Below are 19,550 nucleotides of genomic sequence, written 5' to 3'. Positions count from 1 at the left end.
AAGTGCGGGCCTCTGCCCCTTACCCTTTTCTCTGGTCCCCCTGCCCACCCCTCTCCGGAACGCGAGATTCATGACCGGCACAGTCAGTGACGATGTACTGCTTGTCCACGGCGGTACCCCGCTAGAGGGCGAGATCCGGGTCCGCGGCGCGAAGAACCTCGTGCCGAAGGCCATGGTCGCCGCGCTGCTCGGCAGCGAACCGAGCCGTCTGCGCAACGTTCCGGACATCCGCGACGTGCGCGTGGTCCGCGGCCTGCTGCAGCTGCACGGCGTGACCGTCCGCCCCGGCGAGGAGCCGGGCGAGCTGGTGCTCGACCCGACCCACGTCGAGAGCGCCAACGTGGCCGACATCGACGCGCACGCGGGGTCCTCGCGGATCCCGATCCTGTTCTGCGGCCCGCTGCTGCACCGTCTGGGCCACGCCTTCATCCCGGGCCTGGGCGGCTGCGACATCGGCGGCCGGCCGATCGACTTCCACTTCGACGTGCTCCGCCAGTTCGGCGCGACCATCGAGAAGCGCGAGGACGGCCAGTACCTGGAGGCCCCGCAGCGCCTTCGCGGTTGCAAGATCCGCCTGCCGTACCCGTCCGTCGGCTCGACCGAACAGGTGCTGCTGACGGCCGTCCTGGCCGAAGGCGTCACCGAGCTGTCGAACGCCGCGGTCGAGCCGGAGATCGAAGACCTCATCTGCGTCCTGCAGAAGATGGGCGCGATCATCTCCATGGACACCGACCGGACCATCCGGATCACCGGTGTCGACCGTCTCGGCGGCTACAACCACAAGGCGCTCCCGGACCGCCTGGAGGCCGCCTCGTGGGCCTCCGCGGCCCTGGCGACCGGCGGCAACATCTACGTGCGCGGCGCCCAGCAGCGCTCGATGATGACCTTCCTGAACACGTACCGGAAGGTCGGCGGCGCCTTCGAGATCGACGACGACGGCATCCGCTTCTGGCACCCGGGCGGCCCGCTCAACGCGATCGCCCTGGAGACGGACGTGCACCCGGGCTTCCAGACCGACTGGCAGCAGCCGCTGGTCGTGGCCCTGACGCAGGCCTCCGGCCTCTCCATCGTCCACGAGACGGTCTACGAGTCCCGGCTGGGATTCACCTCCGCGCTCAACCAGATGGGTGCTCACATCCAGCTGTACCGCGAGTGCCTGGGCGGCAGCGCCTGCCGCTTCGGCCAGCGCAACTTCCTGCACTCGGCGGTCGTCTCCGGCCCCACCAAGCTGCAGGGCGCCGACCTGGTCATCCCCGACCTGCGCGGCGGCTTCTCGTACCTGATCGCGGCCCTGGCCGCCGAGGGCACCTCGCGCGTCCACGGCATCGACCTGATCAACCGCGGCTACGAGAACTTCATGGAGAAGCTCGTGGAGCTCGGCGCCAAGGTCGAGCTGCCGGGCGGCGATCTCGTCTGATCCACCGCGCCGCCGTCCGCCGTGTGCGGCCGGCGGCGCGAGGCAAGCCGAAAGGGCGGCCACCCGGTCCGGGTGGCCGCCCTTTCGCCGTACTGCGTACTGCTTACACGCCAGAGGCCTGCACGCCGTACCAGGGCTTACTTGCCCTTGGCGGCTTCCTTGAGCTTGGAGCCCGCGGAGACCTTCACGCTGTAGCCGGCCGGGATCTGGATGGGGTCGCCGGTCTGCGGGTTACGCGCGGTGCGAGCGGCACGGTGGGTGCGCTCGAAGGTCAGGAAGCCGGGGATGGTGACCTTCTCGTCGCCCTTGGCGACGACCTCACCGACGGTCTCGGCGAGGGCGGCCAGAACGGCGTCGGCGTCCTTGCGGGTCACCTCGGCGCGCTCGGACAGAGCGGCCACCAGCTCACTGCGGTTCATGTTGTACTCCCGTGTTCAACTTGCCTATGAGGCGTGAGATCGAAGCCGATGCTGCCAGGGTCCTCGGACAGTCCCCGGACCCGGGTCTGAACGTCAGACCCTCGCGCCCGGTTACGCATCCTGCCCCCACCAGCGGCGGGAAAGCCAATCCGGCACCCGCCAGGGTCACACGAAAAGCGCCACCGTCACGCCGCGGTGACACTCCGTCCGCATCTGTGGGAACCCTGCGATGCGGACCGCAGACCTCGCGGGCATCCCCGCAACCCTAGAGGCGGTCGGTACGGCCCGCATCCCGCGACGCGCCGTACGTCAGGCCGACGTGGGGCCCGTCACAGCGGCGGCGGACTTGGCGGCGGCGCGGACCGCGCCGGCGACCGCACCCGCGACCTTGTCGTTGAACACCGACGGGATGATGTAGTTCGGGTTCAGCTCGTCCTCGGTGACCACGTCGGCCAGCGCGGTGGCGGCGGCCAGCATCATGTCGGTGTTCACCGTCCGGGACTGGGCGTCCAGGAGGCCGCGGAACACGCCCGGGAAGACCAGCACGTTGTTGATCTGGTTCGGGAAGTCCGAGCGGCCGGTGGCGACGACGGCGGCCGTCTCGCGGGCCACCGCCGGGTCGACCTCCGGGTCGGGGTTCGCGAGCGCGAAGACGATCGCACCGTCGGCCATCGCCGCGACGTCATCGCCGCCCAGCACGTTGGGGGCGGACACGCCGATGAAGACGTCGGCGCCGACCACGGCTTCCTTGAGGGTGCCGGTGTAGCCCTCGGGGTTGGTGTTGTCGGCGATCCAGCGCAGCGGGGACTCACTGTCCGCGTCCACGAGGTCCGCGCGGCCCGCGTGCACGACACCGTGGATGTCGGCGCTGACGGCGTGCTTGACGCCCGCCGCGATGAGCAGCTTCAGGATGGCCGTGCCGGCCGCGCCGGCGCCGGACATGACGACCTTCACGTCGCCAATTGCCTTGCCCACCACGCGAAGTGCGTTGGTGAGGGCGGCGAGGACGACGATCGCGGTGCCGTGCTGGTCGTCGTGGAAGACGGGGATGTCGAGGGCCTCGCGCAGCCGGGCCTCGATCTCGAAGCAGCGCGGCGCGGAGATGTCTTCGAGGTTGATGCCGGCGAAGCCGGGGGCGATCGCCTTGACGATGGCCACGATCTCGTCGCTGTCCTGGGTGTCCAGGCAGATGGGCCACGCGTCGATGCCCGCGAACCGCTTGAAGAGGGCCGCCTTGCCCTCCATGACGGGCAGCGCCGCCATCGGGCCGATGTTGCCCAGTCCGAGCACCGCGGAGCCGTCCGTCACGACTGCGACGGAATTGCGCTTGATGGTCAGGCGGCGGGCGTCCTCGGGATTCTCGGCGATCGCCATGCACACGCGGGCCACGCCCGGGGTGTAGATCATCGAGAGGTCGTCGCGGTTGCGGATGGGGTGCTTGGACGCCATCTCGATCTTGCCGCCGAGGTGCATCAGGAACGTACGGTCGGAGACCTTTCCGAGCACGACGCCCTCGATGCCGCGCAGCTGCTCGACGATCTCGTCGGCGTGCGCGGTGGAGGTCGCGGCGATGGTGACGTCGATACGGAGCTTTTCGTGACCGGATGCGGTCACGTCGAGGCCGGTGACCGAGCCACCGGAGGACTCCACGGCGGTGGTGAGCTGGGATACCGCGGTTCCGCTCGCGGGCACCTCCAGGCGGACCGTCATCGAGTACGAGACGCTGGGCGCCGTTGCCATGGCCGGTTTCCTCTGCTTTCCCTGAAATTGAGCTGTGCGCGCGCACCCGGCGCGCGGCAGGCGCGGCAGGACGCGTTGTCCGATCGTCCCACCTACCAGCCGGTACAAGGTAACCAGCTACAAATTTCGGAAAGACTCTTCCACCATACGAGATTCCCCGGTTGCGGGGAACACCGGGGCACGGGATGCGTCAGGTCGGCGGCCGGGGCGCGCCGGGCACGGCGCCCCGCGCCTCCAACACGAAGAGGTCCGCGTCCCGGAGGACACGGACCTCTTGTGAAGCTATGACACCGACCCGCCATGCTCGCCTCGCGGCAAGTGGTCGCTCTAGGCGACGAAGGTTGGGCCCGGGGGCTTGGATCGAGCCGGTGCCGTACCCAGGCTAACAAAGGATCGCCGGAAGTGGATGACCTCTCTCGACTGCCGGACCCCCGACCAGCCCTTCGGCTCAGTCGGGGCCCGCCGCCGGCTCAGTCGCGCAGCAGCTCCGGCACCCCGTCGGCGTCCGGTGCGTCGCGCTGCGCGGAGACCACCGTGAGCTGCTGCGTCGCGCGCGTCAGGGCCACGTACAGCACCCGCAGGCCGGCCGGGGACTCGTCCGCGATCTCCGCGGGCGACACGACCACCGTGGCGTCGTACTCCAGGCCCTTGGCCTCCAGACTGCCCAGCGCCACGGCCCGGTCCCCGAGGCCGGCCAGCCAGCCGGCGGCCTCCTCGCGGCGGTCCATCGCGACGACCACGCCGACCGTGCCGTCCACCTGTTCCAGCAGCCGCGCCGTCTCGGCCTGCACCGCCGCGCCCAGGTCCTCGCCCGCGGCGGTGAACCGCGGGCGCAGGCCGGTGGAGCGGACCGCGGTCGGGGACTCGGCGCCGGGCATGGCCAGCGCGAGCACCTTGGCCGCCAGCTCGGCGATCTCGGCGGGGTTGCGGTAGTTGACGGTCAGCGTGAAGCGGCGCCGCGGGCGGGTGCCCAGGGCCTCGTCACGGGCCTCGGCGGCCTCCTCCGGCGTGGTCCACGAGGACTGCGCCGGGTCGCCCACCACGGTCCAGGTGGCGTGCCGGCCGCGGCGGCCGACCATCCGCCACTGCATCGGGGTGAGGTCCTGCGCCTCGTCGACGATCACGTGGGCGTACTCGGTACGCTCCGCCGCCAGCCGCTCGGCCCGCTCGCGCTGGGTCTCCTCGCGCTGCGGCATCAGCTCCTCCAGGCCGGTGAGCTGGTCCATCGGGTCCAGCTCGCGCCGCCGCTTGGGCCGCGCCGGCGCGCCCACCAGCAGCTGGAGCTCGTCCAGGAGCGCCACGTCGTGCACGGACAGCGGGCCCTTGCCGTCGGCTCCGACCCGGCGCAGCGAGCGGGCCAGCTGGCGGGTCTCGCGCGGGTTGAGCACCCGGCGCGTCCAGCGGCCCAGCCGCCGCTCGTCGGCCATCGTGGCGAGCACCCCGCGCGGGGTCAGCTCGGGCCACCAGGCGGCCAGGAACTCGATGAAGGAGTCCTCGGTGGAGACGTCCTCGTCGAAGCCGGAGCGCAGCTCGGCGGCCAGCTCGCGGTCGGTGTGGCGGCCCGCGCCGCCGGACTTGGCCCACAGGGCGTCCAGCAGCAGCCGGCGGGCGCGCGGGCGCAGCAGGTTCACCGGGGCGGTGCCGCCGAGCACGGTCTGCCGGATCCGGTTCAGTTCCTGGGCGTCCAGCTCCTGGCGGCGGCCGAAGGCGACCACGCGCAGCAGCTCCGGGGCCCGGCCCTGCGCTCCGCCGAGCTCCAGGGAGCCCTGGACGGCCTTGCGCAGCACCTTGAGCATCCGGGAGGAGCCCTTGATCCGGGCCACGGCCGGGTCGTCGTACGTGGTCGCCTCCGCGCCGTCGACCAGGGAGCCGAGCGCGCGGATGGCGACCTGGCCCTCCTCGCCGAGGGAGGGCAGCACGCCCTCTGTGTACGCGACGAGCAGCGGGGTGGGCGAGACGATCAGGATGCCGCCGGAGTAGCGGCGGCGGTCCTGGTAGAGCAGGTAGGCGGCGCGGTGCAGGGCGACGGCCGTCTTGCCGGTGCCCGGGCCGCCGGAGACCTCGGCGACTGAGGCGGCGGGCGCCCGGATGACGAGGTCCTGTTCGGCCTGGATGGAGGACACGATGTCGCGCATGGTGTGCGTACGGGCCCGGCCGAGGGCCGCCATCAGGGCGCCGTCGCCGATGACGGGGAGTTCCGTGCCGTCGAGGAAGGCGGTCACCTCGGGGCGCATGAGGTCGTCCTCGACGCCGAGCACCTTGCGGCCCTTGGAGCGGATCACGCGGCGGCGGACCACCCGGCCGGGTTCCTTGGGCGTGGAGCGGTAGAACGGCGCGGCGGCCGGTGCCCGCCAGTCGATGACCAGCGGCGCGTAGTCGGAGTCGAGGACGCCGATCCGCCCGATGTGCAGGGTCTCGGCGATGTCGGCCGTGTGGTCGGCGCGGATCGCGTCGTCGGCGGGCTGCACGGAGGTGTAGGCGCCGTCGGGGCCGCGCTCACCGTCCTTGCCGAGCACCAGGTCGATACGGCCGAAGAGGAAGTCCTCGAACTCGTTGTTGAGCCGGTTCAGGTGGATGCCGGCGCGGAACACCTGGGCGTCCCGTTCGGCGAGCGCGCCGGGCGTGCCGACCTGCCCGCGCTTGGCGGCGTCGTTCATCAAAAACTCGGCTTCGTCGATCTTCTCCTCGAGACGCCGGTACACCTGGTCGAGATGCGTCTGCTCGACCGCGATCTCACGATCGCGGACGGAATCTGCCGTGGTACCGACCGTGAGATCGACGGCATCCTGCGCGGCCACCGGGGCCCCCTTCTGACGTGCGTGGGCGACCGTCAACCGTACGCGAAGGCGGACCGTATCTGCACGTGCGTTACGGGAGTCCTACGCGCTGCGGGCCGCCACGGCGCGGCGCCGGTGACGGGCGACGCGCTCGCGGTTGCCGCACAGCTCGCTGGAGCACCAGCGCCGACGGCGGCCGCGGGAAGTGTCGAGGTAGACGCGGGTGCAGCCGTCACCTTCGCAGGCCCGCAGCAGGGACCGGTCACCGGGGTCGGTCAGGAGCTCCACGGCGTCGCGGGCCACGGCGGCCAGCAGCGCCCCGCAGTCGGGCCCGCCGCGCAGCGCGCGCACCAGCTCGCCGTCCTCGCCCCGTACGGCACACAGACCCGGGGGTGCGCCGGCGGCCGTCGCGTTGACCCGGGCCAGCGGGCCGTCGGCGACGGTGTCGGCGAGTTCGGCGCGCACCAGGGCGGCCAGGTCGGCGCGCAGGGCCCGGAACCGGGGCAGCCAGTCGCCGTCGACCGGGTGCAGGGAGGTGCCGGCGGGCACCAGGCCGGCGCCGAGCAGCCAGCAGCGCAACTCGCCGGGCCCGCGCAGCCGTTCCGGCGGCCCGCCGGTGGCCAGCAGGTCCAGGCACGTCCGCCCGGAGTCGAACCACAGCCCGTACGAGCCGCCCATGCCCGTCACCGCCTCGGAAGTGGAGAGTGCCGTAACGCTTCTCCAGAGTGCCTCCGCCGCGCCGCGCCGGGAACCCCGCCGACCGCTTCCGTTCCGGCCCGGTGGGAGGGGAGGGCGCGGCGGGGCTCAGCCGTCCGCGTACTTCGTGTCGGCGGGGGCGTCCAGGGACAGGCGGTAGCCGCGCTTGACGACCGTCTGGATCAGTTTGGGTGCGCCGAGGGCGACCCGCAGGCGGGCCATCGCCGTCTCCACGGCGTGCTCGTCGCGGCCCGCGCCGGGCAGCGCGCGCAGGAGTTCGGCGCGCGGCACCACCCAGCCGGGCCGGCGGGCCAGGGAGCGCAGCAGCGCCATGCCGGCGGGCGGTACGGGCCGCAGGGCGGCGCCGACCAGGACGGCGTGCCCGCGGATCTCCAGCCGGTGGCCGGCCACGGACAGCACCCGGGTGCGGCCGGGCAGTTCGCCGCAGAGCAGGGAGACCAGCGGGCCCAGCCGGAAGCGTTCGGGCTGTACCGTCTCCACGCCGTGCGCCTGGAGCGGCAGCGCGGTGACCGGGCCGACGCACGCGGCGAGGACGTCGCCGCGCAGCGCGTCCAGTACGGAGGGCAGCAGGCCGCGTTCCTCGGCCCGGGACAGCAGGGAGGCGGCGGCGGGCGCCGAGGTGAAGCTGACCGCGTCCACGCCGCGCGCGACGACCGCGTCCAGCAGCCGGTCGAGCGGGGCGGGGTCCTCGGGCGGCAGCCAGCGGTAGACGGGTACGACGACCACGTCGGCGCCGCCCGCCCGCAGCGCCTCGACGAAGCCGGGCAGCGGTTCGCCGTGCAGTTGGAGCGCGATGCGCCGGCCGGCGACGCCGACCGTGAGCAGCCGGTCGAGCACCTCGGCGAGGGATTCGGACTCCGGGGACCAGGATTCGACCAGTCCGGCGGCGCGGATGGCGCCCTTGACCTTGGGGCCGCGGGCCAGCAGTTCGGCGCGGTGCAGCCGGGCCAGCAGGTCCTCGCCGATGCCCCAGCCGTCGGCGGCCTCGATCCAGCCGCGGAAGCCGATGGCGGTGGTGGCGACGACCACGTCCGGGGCGCAGCCGATGAGTTCCTTGGTCGCGTCGAGGAGTTCGCTGTCGTCGGCGAGCGGCACGATGCGCAGGGCGGGCGCGTGCTGGACCGCCGCCCCGCGCCGCCGCAGCAGGGTGGCGAGCTCGTCGGCACGGCGGGCGGCGGTGACCCCGACCGTGAATCCGGAGAGCGGGCCCGTGCCGGGGGATGTGCCGGGGGATGCGGCCGCAGGTGCGCCCGGGGATGCGTTGTCGTCCATCGTGACCTGCCTCGTGCATGGGGGCGGTGCGCCGGAACCGAGCCTGCCAACGGGGCGTGTCAGGCTCGGTTCGGCCACATTTCACGGTCGTAACAGGTCAGGCGCGTATTACACCTCGGCGTAGCCGAGCCTGGCCGTCGCCTCCGGGTGTGCGGCCGCCGCCGGGGCCGCGGCCGGCCGCCGAAGGTATACCGCCCAGGTGACCGCGCAGCACGCGGCGTAGAAGGCGAGGAAGGTGACGAAGGCGGCGGTGCCGGAGCCGGAGCTGCGGAACGCCTCGCGGAAGACGAGGTTGATGCCGAGACCGCCGAGGGCGCCGACCGCCCCGATGAGGCCCATGGAGGCGCCGGACAGCCGCCGCCCGTACGCGGCCGCCGCCTCGCCGGTCATCCCGCGGGCCACGGCCTTCGCGTGGAAGATGCCGGGGATCATCTTGTACGTCGAGCCGTTGCCGAGGCCGCTGAGGACGAACAGGGCGATGAAGCCGACGAGGAAGACCGGCAGGGACTCCCGGGTGGAGGCCGTCACGACCACGCCGGTGGCGGCGGCCATCGCCACGAACGTCCACAGGGTGATCCGCGCGCCGCCGAACCGGTCGGCGAGGCGGCCGCCCACCGGCCGGATCAGCGAGCCGAGCAGCGGCCCGATGAAGGTGAGCGAGGCGGCCTGCAGCGGGGTGCGCCCGAACTGGGTCTGGAGGACCAGCCCGAAGGCGAAGCTGTAGCCGATGAAGGAGCCGAAGGTGCCGATGTACAGGAACGCCATGATCCAGGTGTGGCGTTCGCGCAGGGCCTCCCGGACCGCTCCGGTGTCGTTGCGCACCGGGGCGAGGTTGTCCATCCGGAGCCAGGCCAGCGCCGCCGCGATCACGATCAGCGGGAGGTAGGCGGCGAGCAGCAGCCTGGGGTGGGTGGCGCCCGCGGTGCCGATGACGAGCAGGCCTGCGAGCTGGACCACGGGTACGCCGATGTTGCCGCCGCCGGCGTTGAGGCCGAGCGCCCAGCCCTTGAGGCGCATCGGGAAGAACGCGTTGATGTTGGTCATGGAGGAGGCGAAGTTGCCGCCGCCGACCCCGGTGAGCGCGGCCACCAGCAGGAACGTGCCGTACGAGGTGCCGGGTTCCATCACGACGAGCGCGGCGGTCGTCGGCGCGAGCAGCATCAGCGCGCTGACGACGGTCCAGTTCCGGCCGCCGAAGCGGGCGACGGCGAAGGTGTACGGGACGCGGACGAAGGCCCCGACGAAGGTCGCGGTGGCGATGAGGAAGAACTTGCCGGCCGGGTCGATGCCGTACTGCGGGCCCATGAAGAGGACCATCACGGACCACAGGGACCAGATGGAGAAGCCGATGTGCTCGGAGAGCACGGAGTAGAGCAGGTTGCGGCGGGCGGTCTTCTCCCCGCTCTGTGCCCAGAAGGTCTCGTCCTCGGGGTCCCACCGCTCGATCCAGCGGCCCCCCTTGCGCGGTGCGGTCATCACGCCTCCACAGCTCTCGTGTCCGGTGGGACCGACCGTAGGGATGGCGCGTTTCGGCCCCCGTGCCCGTCCGATGACCGCTGCGGAACGTTGCTCTCACCCGGCGCGCTCCCCGGCTGTGAGCCCCGGGCCCCAGGCCCACACCCCGACCCCCGGCGGTCGGTCCTCAGCGCGCGGTGGTGCGTCCCGCGGCGGCCATCAGGGCGGCGTCCGGCTCGGGCAGCCAGCTGTCGGCGGGCCGCGCCAGCCACCCGTGCCCTGCGGCGAGCTCGGCGGCGGCCCGCCGCAGCGCGTCCAGCCCGGGGTGGACGAGGCCCTTGCGCCACACCATCGACAGCGGGGACAGCGGTACGGGGCCCACGAGCGGCCGCTTCACCGAGCCGGGCATGTCCGCGAAGCTGACGGCCGCGAGGACGGGGGTGCGGGTCTTGGCCATGACCCGCCCGAACTCCTCCTTGCCGACGGCCACCGGCGCGGGCGGCGCGACGGTGATCCCGCGCCCCGCGAACAGCCTCCGCGCCAGGTCGGTCCACTCCGCGGTGCGCGGGTTCCCGGCGCCCGCGTACACGCTCTCGCCGGCGAGCGCGGCCAGCGGCACGGCCGGCTCCGCGGCCAGCGGATGGCCGTCGGGCAGCAGCACCGCGAGCGGCTCGTACCGTACGGGCTGCTGCTCCAGGCGGGCCCGCAGCGCCGGGTCGAGGCCGGCGAACCGGCCGAAGGACACGTCGAGCCGGCCGGCCGCGATCTCGGCCGCGCTGTGCGTGAGCCCGCTCTCGAAGCGGGCCATCAGCTCGCAGCCGGGGGCGAGTTCGCGGGCCCGGTCGAGGACGGTCCGGGCGGTGCCGGGGCCGTCGGTGTTGAGGTCGACGAGCAGCGGCCGGGCCGCGGGCCCGCTGAACGCGGCGGCGAGTTCTTCGTGCGCGGCGAGCACCCGGTGGGCGTGGGGCAGCAGCCGCTCGCCGTCCGGGGTGAGGGCGACCTGCCGGGTGGAGCGGTGGAACAGCTCGGTGCCCAGGGCCTGTTCGAGGCGCCGGATGTCCCGGCTGAGCGCCTGCTGGGCCACGTACAGCCGGGCGGCCGCCCGGGTGAAGTGCAGTTCCTCGGCGACGGCGGTGAAGCCGCGCAGCAGTCGCGGGTCGATGTACTCGCTCACCCGCAGAGATTAACAACATGGACGCGTCAATGGCCGCCGGGCAGGTGTTGGACCGGTCCGGGCGGCCCGGGCGAGGCTTGCGGCATGCCGATCTTCACCGTCTCGGGCAGCACCCTGGTCATCGCCGCTCCCGCCCCGCGCCCCGCCGCGTCCCGCGCCCCGGGCCCGTACCGCCGCCTGTTCGCGGTCCCCGGCGCCCGCGCCTTCACCGCCGGCAACCTGCTCGCCCGGCTCCCCATGGGGATGTTCGGCGTGAGCGCGGTCATGATGATCGCGGGCCAGCGCGGCTCGTACGCGCTGGCCGGCGCGGTCACCGCGACCGGTCTCGCCGCGACGGCCGTGGCCGCGCCGTGGACGGCGCGGCTGATCGACCGGTACGGGCAGGCGCGGATCGCGGTCCCGGCGACCGTCCTGGCGGTGCTCGGCTCGCTCTCGCTGGTGCTGTGCGTACGGACCGGGGCCCCCGACTGGACGCTGTTCGCCTCGTACGCGGCGACCGCGACCACGCCGAACCTCGGCGGCATGTCCCGGGCCCGCTGGGCGCACCTGCTGCGGGACGACCCGGCGGGCCGGCACACCGCGAACTCCTTCGAGCAGGCCGTGGACGAGCTGTGCTTCATGTGCGGCCCGGTGCTGGCGGCCCTGCTGTGCTCGGCCGCGTTCCCGGAGGCGGGCACCCTGACCGGGGCGCTGCTCCTGCTCACCGGCGTCCTGCTGTTCACCGCCCAGCGCGCCACCGAGCCGCCGCCGGCCCCGCCCGGCACGGCCACCGGTCCGGCCCCGCTGCGGGCGCCGGGGATGCGCGGGCTGCTGGCGATGTTCCTGGCCATGGGCGCGGTCTTCGGCTCGATGGAGGTCGCCTCGATCGCGTTCCTGGACGCCCACGGCCTGGCGGGCGGCTCCGGCCCGGTCCTCGCGCTGCAAGCCCTGGGCTCCTGCCTGGCGGGCCTGCTGTACGGGGCCCTGCGCCCGGCGGCCGACCCGCGCCGCCGGCTGGTGCCGTGCGTGGCGGCGATGACGTTCCTGATGTGCCTGCCGTACGCGGCCGCCGCCACGGGCTCGGTCCTGCTGCTGGCCGGCGCCCTGCTCGCGGCGGGCATGGCGACCGCCCCGACGATGGTGACGGCCATGTCCCTGGTCCAGCGCATGACCCCGCCGGCCCGCCTCAACGAGGGCATGACCCTGGCGGTGACGGCCCTCCTGGCCGGCATAGCGGCCGGCGCGGCATCCGCGGGCACCGCCGTGGAAACCCTGGGCCCGGCCCGGGCCTACGCCCTCCCGGCCGCCGCCGCCCTCCTGACCCTCGCCCTGGCCACCGCCCGGAACGGAACCCGTACCACTTTCCGGTACTGATCCTGTACCGCGTTCAGTGGCATCGGCAAGCCCGAGCCCCTGAAGGGCGACCTGTCCGGCTACTGGTCCCGCCGCATCGACGACGAGCACCGTCTGGTGTACCGGGCGAACGAGAAGGAAGTGAAGATCCTCAAGGCCAGGTAGCACTACTGCCGACCCGCCCGGTTCCGGACCCCCGGGCATGACGAAGGCCCCGCAGCCTGACGGCCGCGGGGCCTTCGCCCACATGGGGTGTTGTGGAGATGGCGGGAATCGAACCCGCGTCCAACGGTGCAGAAAGAGGACTTCTCCGAGCGCAGTCCGCTATGAGTTTCTCAGCCCCGGAGATCACGCGGACAAGTCTCCGACGGGCTCAGTCACTGTTTGATTTCCCTCCAGCCCCCGTGACCGGGGCTAGAGGTTTAGATCCCTAAATGACGCCAGGATCCGGGTCGGGACCACCCCCGGGCTGACGCTCCTCACAGAGGCTTCTGTTCGTTACCTAAAATTAGGCAGCGAGGGCGAAGCGGGAGTTATCGCTCTTGGTGTTGGCGATTATTGGTTGCGACACGTGGTTAACGAGATCATTGCCGCTTCCTCGGCTCGCTTCTCCTGTTTCGACAGCCGCTGTCGAAACCGATCATCCCCATGTTTTGTTAACAAACTGCTCCACCCCGGGGGGTGGTGCTGACCACATGGTACGCGAAGCGCACCGCGGGATGCCAAGCCCTTTTAGGCTACGCCCTGCTTGCGCCGGACCGCGGCGATCGCGCGGTTCGTCTCGCGGGTGTCCTGCTTCTCCCGCAGGGTCTGCCGCTTGTCGTACTCCTTCTTGCCCTTCGCCAGCGCGATCTCGACCTTCGCCCGGCCGTCCTTGAAGTACAGGGAGAGGGGCACGATCGTGTGACCCGACTCCTGCGCCTTCGACGCCAGCTTGTCGATCTCGGCCCGGTGCATCAGCAGCTTGCGCTTGCGGCGCGCGCTGTGGTTCGTCCAGGTCCCCTGCGTGTACTCGGGCACGTGGATCTGGTGCAGCCACGCCTCGTGGTCGTCGATCTGCACGAACCCGTCCACCAGCGAGGCCCGGCCCTGCCGCAGCGACTTCACCTCGGTGCCGGTCAGCACCAGCCCGCACTCGTACGTGTCGAGGATCGTGTAGTCGTGCCGCGCCTTCTTGTTCTGCGCGATCAGCTTGCGCCCTGTTTCCTTTGCCATAGTGCGGTCATTTTCGCACTACGACCCCGCCCCGAGGCCACTCAATACCGTACGGGCCCGCTCCTCGGCCCGCTCCCCCACCGCCAGGTCCGGCGCGATGCCCCGGCCGTCCACGCTGTGGCCGCCCGGCGTGCGGTAGTGCCCGACCGTCAGCTCGGCCACCGAACCGTCCGGCAGCTCCGTCGGCATCTGCACCGATCCCTTGCCGAAGGTGCGGGTGCCGACCGTCACGGCACGCCCCCGGTCCTGCAGCGCGCCGGTCACCAGCTCCGCCGCGCTCATCGTGCCGCCGTCGACGAGGGCCACCAGGGGCCGGCCGGTGTCCCCGCCGCGCTGCGCGTACAGGGCCCGCTGGGCGCCCCGTACGTCGTACGTCGCCACCAGCCCGCCGTCCAGGAAGGCCGACGCGGCCACGACGGCCTCGCTGACCAGGCCGCCCCGGTTGCCGCGCAGGTCGAGCATGACCCCGCCGCCGGCCGGGGCCGCCCGCACCGCGTCGCGGACCCGCTCGCCGGAGCCCTTGGTGAAGGCGGCGACCTTGATCACGGTCACCCCGCCGGACAGCCGCCGGACGGTCACCGTCTCGGTGCTGAGGCGCTCGCGCAGCAGGGTCTCCGTGCGGGTCCGGCCGGCCCGCTCCAGCACCAGCACCACCGGGCTGCCGGGGCCCGCGCCCTGCGGGTCGCCGCGCAGCAGCGCCACCACGTCGGCGGGGTCCAGGGCGGCGACCCGGTGACCGTCCACGGTGCGGAGCCGGTCGCCGGCCCTGATGCCGGCCCGGTCGGCGGGCCCGCCGGAGCGGACCTGGGCCACCGCGATCCGGCCGTCGGGGCGCGGCGCCACGCGCAGCCCGACCCCGGTGTAGCTGCCGTCGAGGGCCTGCGCGAACTCGGCGTACTCGGAGGGGGCGTACACCGCGCCCCAGCGGTCCCCGCTGCGGCTGACGACGTCCTGGGCGGCTTCCTTGGCGGATTTGCCGTCGGCCATGGCCTCGGCGGCGGCCCGGGCCACGGCCGAGCGGTCGGCGGTGCCGGCGGTCGGGGCGGACCCGGCGGGACGGTGCTCGACGAGCGCCGCCGCGCCGGCCGGGCCCGAGCCGGCGGGTTCGGCGCGCTGCCAGCAGCCGGTGGCCGCGGCGGTGCCCAGTACCCCGAGGAAGACGAACGTGAGGACGGCCCCGCGACGCAGGTCACGGGGCCGGAGACAGAAGGCTGGGCTGCCCGGCATGGCGCCGAGTCTAGGACAACGCCCCGCGCGGTACGGGAGGTTGCCCGTACCGCCCGCGGGGCGCTTGTCACACCTTCAGGTACTTGCGCAACGCGACGAACGCCGCCAGCGCGGGCATCAGCAGGCCGATGGAGAGGACCAGCGGCAGCTTGGTCACCACCGAGTCCCAGCCGATGAAGTTGATCAGTTCCAGCTTGTCCTTGAGCGCGACGCCGTGGTCGATCACGAAGTACTGGCCGGTGACCAGCATCCCGCAGGCGACGAAAGCGCCGATCAGGCCCGCGAAGGCCGCCTCCATGATGAAGGGCATCTGGATGTAGAAGCTGGAGGCGCCGACCAGCCGCATGATGCCGGTCTCACGCCGACGGCTGAACGCCGAGACCCGTACGGTGTTGACGATCAGCAGCAGCGCGACGATCAGCATGATCAGCATGACGCCGAGCGCGGCCTTGTTGAGCACGTCGAGCAGCCCGAAGAGGTTGTCCAGCACGCTGCGCTGGTCCTGCACGGACTGCACCCCGTCGCGCCCGGCGAACGCGGTGGTGATGACCTTGTACTTCTCGGGGTCCTTGAGCTTGACGCGGAAGGACTCCTGCATCTGGTCGGGCGTGATGGAGGCCGCCAGCGGGGTGTCGCCGAACTGCTCCTTGTAGTGCTTGTACGCCTCGTCGGCCGACTCGTAGGTGACCTTCTCGACGAGGTCCATCTTCTGGAGCTCGGCTTCGATGCTCTTCTTCTGCTCGGCGGTGACCGCGCCCTTGGCGCAGCTGGCCCCGCCGCCGGTCTCGGCCTCGTTCTTGTTGCAGAGGTAGATCGAGACGTTGACCTTGTCGTACCAGTAGCCCTTCATCTGGCTGACCTGGTCGCGCATGAGCAGGGAGCCGCCGAACAGGGCCAGCGACAGGGCGACGGAGATGACCACCGCGAAGGTCATCGTGAGATTTCGGCGGAGACCGACGCCGATCTCAGACAGGACGAACTGGGCGCGCATGGCGTCTCTTCAGGCCTTTCAGTGCTGGTAGCCGTAGACGCCGCGCGACTGGTCGCGTACGAGACGGCCCTGTTCGAGTTCGATGACGCGCTTGCGCATCTGGTCGACGATCTGCTGGTCGTGCGTCGCCATGATGACGGTCGTGCCGGTCCGGTTGATCCGGTCCAGCAGCTTCATGATGCCGACGGAGGTCTGCGGGTCGAGGTTGCCGGTCGGCTCGTCCGCGATCAGCAGGGCGGGCCGGTTGACGAAGGCCCGCGCGATGGCGACGCGTTGCTGCTCACCGCCGGAGAGCTCGCCGGGCATGCGCTCCTCCTTGCCGCCGAGGCCGACCAGGTCGAGGACCTGCGGGACGGCCTTGCGGATCTCGCCGCGCGGTCTGCCGATCACCTCCTGGGCGAAGGCGACGTTCTGCGCGACGGTCTTGTTGGGGAGCAGGCGGAAGTCCTGGAAGACGGTGCCCAGCTGGCGCCGCATCTGCGGGACCTTCCAGTTGGACAGCCGGGCGAGGTCCTTGCCCAGGACGTGCACCTGGCCGTGGCTCGCCCGCTCCTCGCGCAGGAGCAGCCGCAGGAAGGTGGACTTGCCGGAGCCGGAGGAGCCGACCAGGAAGACGAACTCGCCCTTGGTGATCTCCAGGGAGACGTCCCTGAGGGCGGGGCGGTTCTGCTTCGGGTAGGACTTGGAGACGTTGTCGAATCGGATCACGGGTGCACCACGGTCGCCGGGAGTAGGTGTGCGTGACCATACGCGACAGCGCGCGAGGAGGGCAGCCGGCGTCCATACTTGACCGGTATGTCCGCGTTCTCGGACGGATCCTCCGTCGGGCCGCGCCGAATGTCCCCGAAGCTGGCACAGTGGTAGGGGGAACGGACTCGTTCCCCCCGCCGTTGTTCCAGGGGACGAGAGGAGGAGAGCGCATGACATATGACCGGCTCGTGTGCGCGAACTGCGCGGCACCTGTCGCCCAGGGTCGTTGCCCGGTCTGCCGGGCGAACCGGCAGCGCCTCCAGCAGGAGAGCCCCTTCGCCGGTCTGAACCCGATGGCGCTCGTTGCGCTCCTGGTGGTCCTGGTGGCCGCGCTGGCCCTGGTGGCACAGCAGACCGCGTAGCCCTCGGCACTCAACCGATCGTATGAAGCACGGAACGGCAAGACGAAGGGCCCCGGGGCGCGGATCGCGCCCCGGGGCCCTTTTTCGTCACGCGGAGCGTCAGCTCGCGGTCTCCTGCTGCTTGCGCCAGCGGATGCCGGCCTCCAGGAAGCCGTCGATCTCGCCGTCGAGCACGGCCTGCGGGTTGCCGACCTCGAACTCGGTGCGCAGGTCCTTGACCATCTGGTACGGGTGCAGGACGTAGGAGCGCATCTGGTTGCCCCAGGAGCTGCCGCCGTCCTTGAGGGCGTCCATCCTGGCCTGCTCCTCCTGGCGGCGCCGCTCCAGCAGCTTGGCCTGGAGGACGTTCATGGCGCTGGCCTTGTTCTGGATCTGCGAGCGCTCGTTCTGGCAGGAGACGACGATGCCGGTCGGCAGGTGCGTGATGCGCACGGCCGAGTCGGTGGTGTTGACGCCCTGGCCGCCGGGGCCGGAAGCGCGGTACACGTCGATGCGCAGCTCGCCCTCGTCGATCTCGACGTGGTCGCTGGTCTCGACGACCGGGAGCACCTCGACGCCCGCGAAGGAGGTCTGGCGGCGGCCCTGGTTGTCGAAGGGCGAGATCCGCACGAGGCGGTGGGTGCCCTGCTCGACGGAGAGGGTTCCGTAGGCGTACGGAGCCTTGACGACGAAGGTGGTCGACTTGATGCCGGCCTCTTCCGCGTACGAGGTCTCGTACACCTCGGTGGGGTAGCCGTGCCGCTCGGCCCAGCGCAGGTACATGCGCTGGAGGCGCTCGGCGAAGTCGGAGGCGTCGACGCCGCCGGCCTCGGCGCGGATGTTGACCAGCGCCTCGCGCTCGGCGTACTCGCCGGAGAGCAGGGTGCGGACCTCCATCTCGTCCAGCGCCTTGCGGACGGAGACCAGCTCGGCCTCCGCCTCGGCCAGCGTGTCCGCGTCGTCCATCTCCTGGGCGAGCTCGAAGAGGACCGCGAGGTCGTCGATGCGGCCGCGCAGGGTCTCGGTCTTGCGGACCTCCGCCTGGAGGTGCGAAAGCTTGCTCGTGATCTTCTGGGCAGCCTCCGGGTCGTCCCACAGGGACGGCGCCGCGGCCTGCTCCTCGAGCACGGCAATGTCTGCCCTCAGCTTGTCGAGGTCCAGGACGGCCTCGATCGACCCCATGGTCGAGGAGAGGGACTTCAGCTCTTCGGAAACATCGACGACTGCCACGCCCCCAGCGTAGCCGGTCCCCCGGGCCGCCCGACCGTCCAGGCCTGATCACCGCCCGGAGCGGCCGGATCGGCGCCTTCAGGCGGGCGGCCGCTGGGGCGTACCCTCGGGCTATGACTCTTGTACTCGTGAGGCGCCGCCATGTGGACTACATGCGCGCCACCACCACGAGCTGTCTGCCGCCGGACTAGAACCAAGCGCTTCATCCCGCCTGCTTCCACCCGGTCCTGTCCGCGGTACGCACGGCCCTCGGCACCATCCCCCGCCGAGGGGCCCCTTCCGACCGCTGCCCCACCACACCTGGGGATCAGGGCCCCGTGACATCCGAAACGGAGCCGTCATGCCGTCCGCGCACCTCTCTCCCGAGACCCCTCTTCCCGTGCTCGACCTGTCCCGGGCCGACGACCCGGCCCAGCGCGAGGCCTTCCGCAAGGAACTGCACGCCGCCGCCCGGGACTCCGGATTCCTGCACCTGACCGGCCATGGCGTCACCGCCGCCGAGTCCGCCCGGATCCTGGACCTGACCAGGCAGTTCTTCGCCCTGCCGGAAGCCGACCGGCTCGCTGTCAGCAATCTGAACTCGCCGCACTTCCGTGGGTACACCCGGATCGGCCACGAGCTGACCGGCGGCGCTTCGGACTGGCGGGACCAGCTGGACGTGGGCGCGGAGCGGCCGGCTCCGGCGGTGGGGCCGCACGACCCCGCGTACCTGTGGCTGGAGGGCCCCAACCAGTGGCCGGCGGCCCTGCCCGAGCTGCGGCCGGTGGTGCTGGAGTGGCAGGCACGGCTGGCGGCGGTGGCGCACCGGCTGCTGCGCGAGCTGCTCGGCTCGATCGGGGCCCCGGAGGACTTCTTCGACGCGGCCTTCGCGGACCGGCCGCACCTGCACACCAAGCTGATCCGGTACCCGGGGTCGGCGCCCTCGGGGGCGGACCAGGGGGTGGGCGCGCACAAGGACTACGGCTTCCTGACGCTGCTGCTCCAGGACGAGGTGGGCGGGCTCCAGGTGGTGCGGGACGGAGGCTTCCTGGACGTGCCGCCGCTGCCGGGCGCGTTCGTGGTGAACCTGGGCGAGCTGCTGGAGATCGCGACCGAGGGGTACCTGGTGGCCACCGACCACCGGGTGGTGAGCCCGCCCGGTGCGACGGAACGTTTCTCTGTGCCGTTCTTCTACAACCCGCGGCTCGATGCGGTGATCGATACGGTGCCGGGTGACTACCTTGCGGATGCGCCGGGTGTGGCGCACGACGCGTCCAATCCGCTGCACGCGGAGTACGGGCGCAACGAGCTGAAGGGCTGGGTCCGAGCCCACCCCGGCGTGGCCCGCCGCCACCACCCGGAGCTCGTCCCCCACCCCTGACCCGCCGGTCCGGCCCGCCGGGGCGCGACCCTCGGCCTCGCCGGTGCCCTGGGCGCACTCCCGGCCTCGCCGGTGCCCTGGGGCGCACCCCCGGCCTCGCCGGTGCTGGGGCGCGGAAACTCAGCCTCGGCGG

Annotated in this window: 16 protein-coding genes, 1 other RNA gene and 1 pseudogene; 5 read left to right on the top strand and 13 right to left on the bottom strand. The window is 72.2% G+C overall.

The window, feature by feature from the left end; genetic code table 11:
• Positions 1 to 70: 70 nt before the first annotated feature.
• Positions 71 to 1,417 carry a UDP-N-acetylglucosamine 1-carboxyvinyltransferase gene (gene murA, locus OG764_RS22480; RefSeq protein ID WP_328970216.1) on the top strand — a complete coding sequence of 449 codons (1,347 nt, stop codon included), beginning with the start codon at positions 71 to 73 and terminating at the stop codon, positions 1,415 to 1,417.
• A gap of 137 nt (positions 1,418 to 1,554) precedes the next feature.
• Here the strand turns inward: murA and OG764_RS22475 are convergent, their stop codons facing one another.
• The 7 genes from OG764_RS22475 to OG764_RS22445 form a co-directional block, all read right to left on the bottom strand.
• Complete coding sequence (locus OG764_RS22475; protein ID WP_069811080.1) at positions 1,555 to 1,836, bottom strand: HU family DNA-binding protein; 282 nt, start codon at positions 1,834 to 1,836, stop codon at positions 1,555 to 1,557.
• Positions 1,837 to 2,145: 309 nt separating this feature from the next.
• The gene (locus OG764_RS22470; RefSeq protein WP_328970215.1) at positions 2,146 to 3,576 is read right to left on the bottom strand and encodes an NAD-dependent malic enzyme; all 1,431 of its coding nucleotides are present in this window, start codon (positions 3,574 to 3,576) and stop codon (positions 2,146 to 2,148) included.
• 470 nt (positions 3,577 to 4,046) lie between these two features.
• Entirely contained in the window at positions 4,047 to 6,374 is a 2,328-nt protein-coding gene (locus tag OG764_RS22465) for a HelD family protein (protein WP_328970214.1), read from the bottom strand.
• An 81-nt stretch (positions 6,375 to 6,455) separates the two neighbouring features.
• On the bottom strand, positions 6,456 to 7,031 hold the full coding sequence (locus tag OG764_RS22460; protein WP_328970213.1) for a CGNR zinc finger domain-containing protein: 576 nt from the start codon (positions 7,029 to 7,031) through the stop codon (positions 6,456 to 6,458).
• 126 nt (positions 7,032 to 7,157) lie between these two features.
• Positions 7,158 to 8,342: a uroporphyrinogen-III synthase gene (locus OG764_RS22455; RefSeq protein ID WP_328970212.1), complete on the bottom strand. Its 1,185-nt coding sequence runs from the start codon at positions 8,340 to 8,342 to the stop codon at positions 7,158 to 7,160.
• 108 nt (positions 8,343 to 8,450) lie between these two features.
• Positions 8,451 to 9,818 carry a nitrate/nitrite transporter gene (locus OG764_RS22450; RefSeq protein ID WP_328970211.1) on the bottom strand — a complete coding sequence of 456 codons (1,368 nt, stop codon included), beginning with the start codon at positions 9,816 to 9,818 and terminating at the stop codon, positions 8,451 to 8,453.
• Between the two features lie 166 nt (positions 9,819 to 9,984).
• On the bottom strand, positions 9,985 to 10,971 hold the full coding sequence (locus OG764_RS22445; protein ID WP_328970210.1) for a LysR family transcriptional regulator: 987 nt from the start codon (positions 10,969 to 10,971) through the stop codon (positions 9,985 to 9,987).
• A gap of 84 nt (positions 10,972 to 11,055) precedes the next feature.
• Here OG764_RS22445 and OG764_RS22440 point away from each other — a divergent pair, with 84 nt between their 5' ends.
• Complete coding sequence (locus OG764_RS22440) at positions 11,056 to 12,324, top strand: MFS transporter (RefSeq protein ID WP_328970209.1); 1,269 nt, start codon at positions 11,056 to 11,058, stop codon at positions 12,322 to 12,324.
• Positions 12,325 to 12,336: 12 nt separating this feature from the next.
• Positions 12,337 to 12,468 (top strand): annotated as a pseudogene (locus OG764_RS22435) (Txe/YoeB family addiction module toxin); the annotation flags it as partial.
• A 90-nt stretch (positions 12,469 to 12,558) separates the two neighbouring features.
• On the opposite strand, the gene ssrA reads toward OG764_RS22435, so the two are convergent.
• The 5 genes from ssrA to ftsE all read right to left on the bottom strand — a co-directional run bounded on the left by ssrA (position 12,559) and on the right by ftsE (position 16,444).
• Positions 12,559 to 12,951, bottom strand: a transfer-messenger RNA (tmRNA) gene (gene ssrA / locus OG764_RS22430).
• A gap of 84 nt (positions 12,952 to 13,035) precedes the next feature.
• The gene (gene smpB, locus OG764_RS22425; RefSeq protein WP_328970208.1) at positions 13,036 to 13,518 is read right to left on the bottom strand and encodes an SsrA-binding protein SmpB; all 483 of its coding nucleotides are present in this window, start codon (positions 13,516 to 13,518) and stop codon (positions 13,036 to 13,038) included.
• A gap of 18 nt (positions 13,519 to 13,536) precedes the next feature.
• Positions 13,537 to 14,745 (bottom strand): S41 family peptidase, encoded by a 1,209-nt coding sequence (locus OG764_RS22420; protein ID WP_328970207.1) that lies wholly within the window; start codon positions 14,743 to 14,745, stop codon positions 13,537 to 13,539.
• Positions 14,746 to 14,812: 67 nt separating this feature from the next.
• The gene (gene ftsX / locus OG764_RS22415) at positions 14,813 to 15,736 is read right to left on the bottom strand and encodes a permease-like cell division protein FtsX (RefSeq protein ID WP_328970206.1); all 924 of its coding nucleotides are present in this window, start codon (positions 15,734 to 15,736) and stop codon (positions 14,813 to 14,815) included.
• An 18-nt stretch (positions 15,737 to 15,754) separates the two neighbouring features.
• A complete protein-coding gene (ftsE, locus tag OG764_RS22410) occupies positions 15,755 to 16,444 on the bottom strand; it encodes a cell division ATP-binding protein FtsE (RefSeq protein WP_328970205.1) in 690 nt (229 codons plus the stop codon).
• A 212-nt stretch (positions 16,445 to 16,656) separates the two neighbouring features.
• On the opposite strand from ftsE, the gene OG764_RS22405 reads away from it, so the two are divergent.
• A complete protein-coding gene (locus OG764_RS22405) occupies positions 16,657 to 16,848 on the top strand; it encodes a hypothetical protein (RefSeq protein ID WP_328970204.1) in 192 nt (63 codons plus the stop codon).
• A 99-nt stretch (positions 16,849 to 16,947) separates the two neighbouring features.
• On the opposite strand, the gene prfB is transcribed toward OG764_RS22405, so the two are convergent.
• Positions 16,948 to 18,057 carry a peptide chain release factor 2 gene (prfB, locus tag OG764_RS22400; protein WP_328970203.1) on the bottom strand — a complete coding sequence of 370 codons (1,110 nt, stop codon included), beginning with the start codon at positions 18,055 to 18,057 and terminating at the stop codon, positions 16,948 to 16,950.
• A gap of 340 nt (positions 18,058 to 18,397) precedes the next feature.
• Between prfB and OG764_RS22395 the strand changes: the two genes are divergently transcribed.
• On the top strand, positions 18,398 to 19,417 hold the full coding sequence (locus OG764_RS22395) for an isopenicillin N synthase family dioxygenase (RefSeq protein ID WP_328970202.1): 1,020 nt from the start codon (positions 18,398 to 18,400) through the stop codon (positions 19,415 to 19,417).
• Positions 19,418 to 19,550 lie beyond the last annotated feature (133 nt).

The sequence above is a fragment of the Streptomyces sp. NBC_00239 genome (genome assembly GCF_036194065.1).
GTDB lineage: Bacteria > Actinomycetota > Actinomycetes > Streptomycetales > Streptomycetaceae > Streptomyces.
This window is presented reverse-complemented; position numbering and strand designations above follow the sequence as displayed.

Coding starts and splice junctions, on each gene's coding strand:
- murA (WP_328970216.1), top strand. CDS start 71: ATGACCGGCACAGTCAGTGACGATGTACTGCTTGTCCACGGCGGTACC.
- OG764_RS22475 (WP_069811080.1), bottom strand. CDS start 1,836: ATGAACCGCAGTGAGCTGGTGGCCGCTCTGTCCGAGCGCGCCGAGGTG.
- OG764_RS22470 (WP_328970215.1), bottom strand. CDS start 3,576: ATGGCAACGGCGCCCAGCGTCTCGTACTCGATGACGGTCCGCCTGGAG.
- OG764_RS22460 (WP_328970213.1), bottom strand. CDS start 7,031: ATGGGCGGCTCGTACGGGCTGTGGTTCGACTCCGGGCGGACGTGCCTG.
- OG764_RS22455 (WP_328970212.1), bottom strand. CDS start 8,342: ATGGACGACAACGCATCCCCGGGCGCACCTGCGGCCGCATCCCCCGGC.
- OG764_RS22450 (WP_328970211.1), bottom strand. CDS start 9,818: ATGACCGCACCGCGCAAGGGGGGCCGCTGGATCGAGCGGTGGGACCCC.
- OG764_RS22440 (WP_328970209.1), top strand. CDS start 11,056: ATGCCGATCTTCACCGTCTCGGGCAGCACCCTGGTCATCGCCGCTCCC.
- smpB (WP_328970208.1), bottom strand. CDS start 13,518: ATGGCAAAGGAAACAGGGCGCAAGCTGATCGCGCAGAACAAGAAGGCG.
- OG764_RS22420 (WP_328970207.1), bottom strand. CDS start 14,745: ATGCCGGGCAGCCCAGCCTTCTGTCTCCGGCCCCGTGACCTGCGTCGC.
- ftsX (WP_328970206.1), bottom strand. CDS start 15,736: ATGCGCGCCCAGTTCGTCCTGTCTGAGATCGGCGTCGGTCTCCGCCGA.
- OG764_RS22405 (WP_328970204.1), top strand. CDS start 16,657: ATGACATATGACCGGCTCGTGTGCGCGAACTGCGCGGCACCTGTCGCC.
- OG764_RS22395 (WP_328970202.1), top strand. CDS start 18,398: ATGCCGTCCGCGCACCTCTCTCCCGAGACCCCTCTTCCCGTGCTCGAC.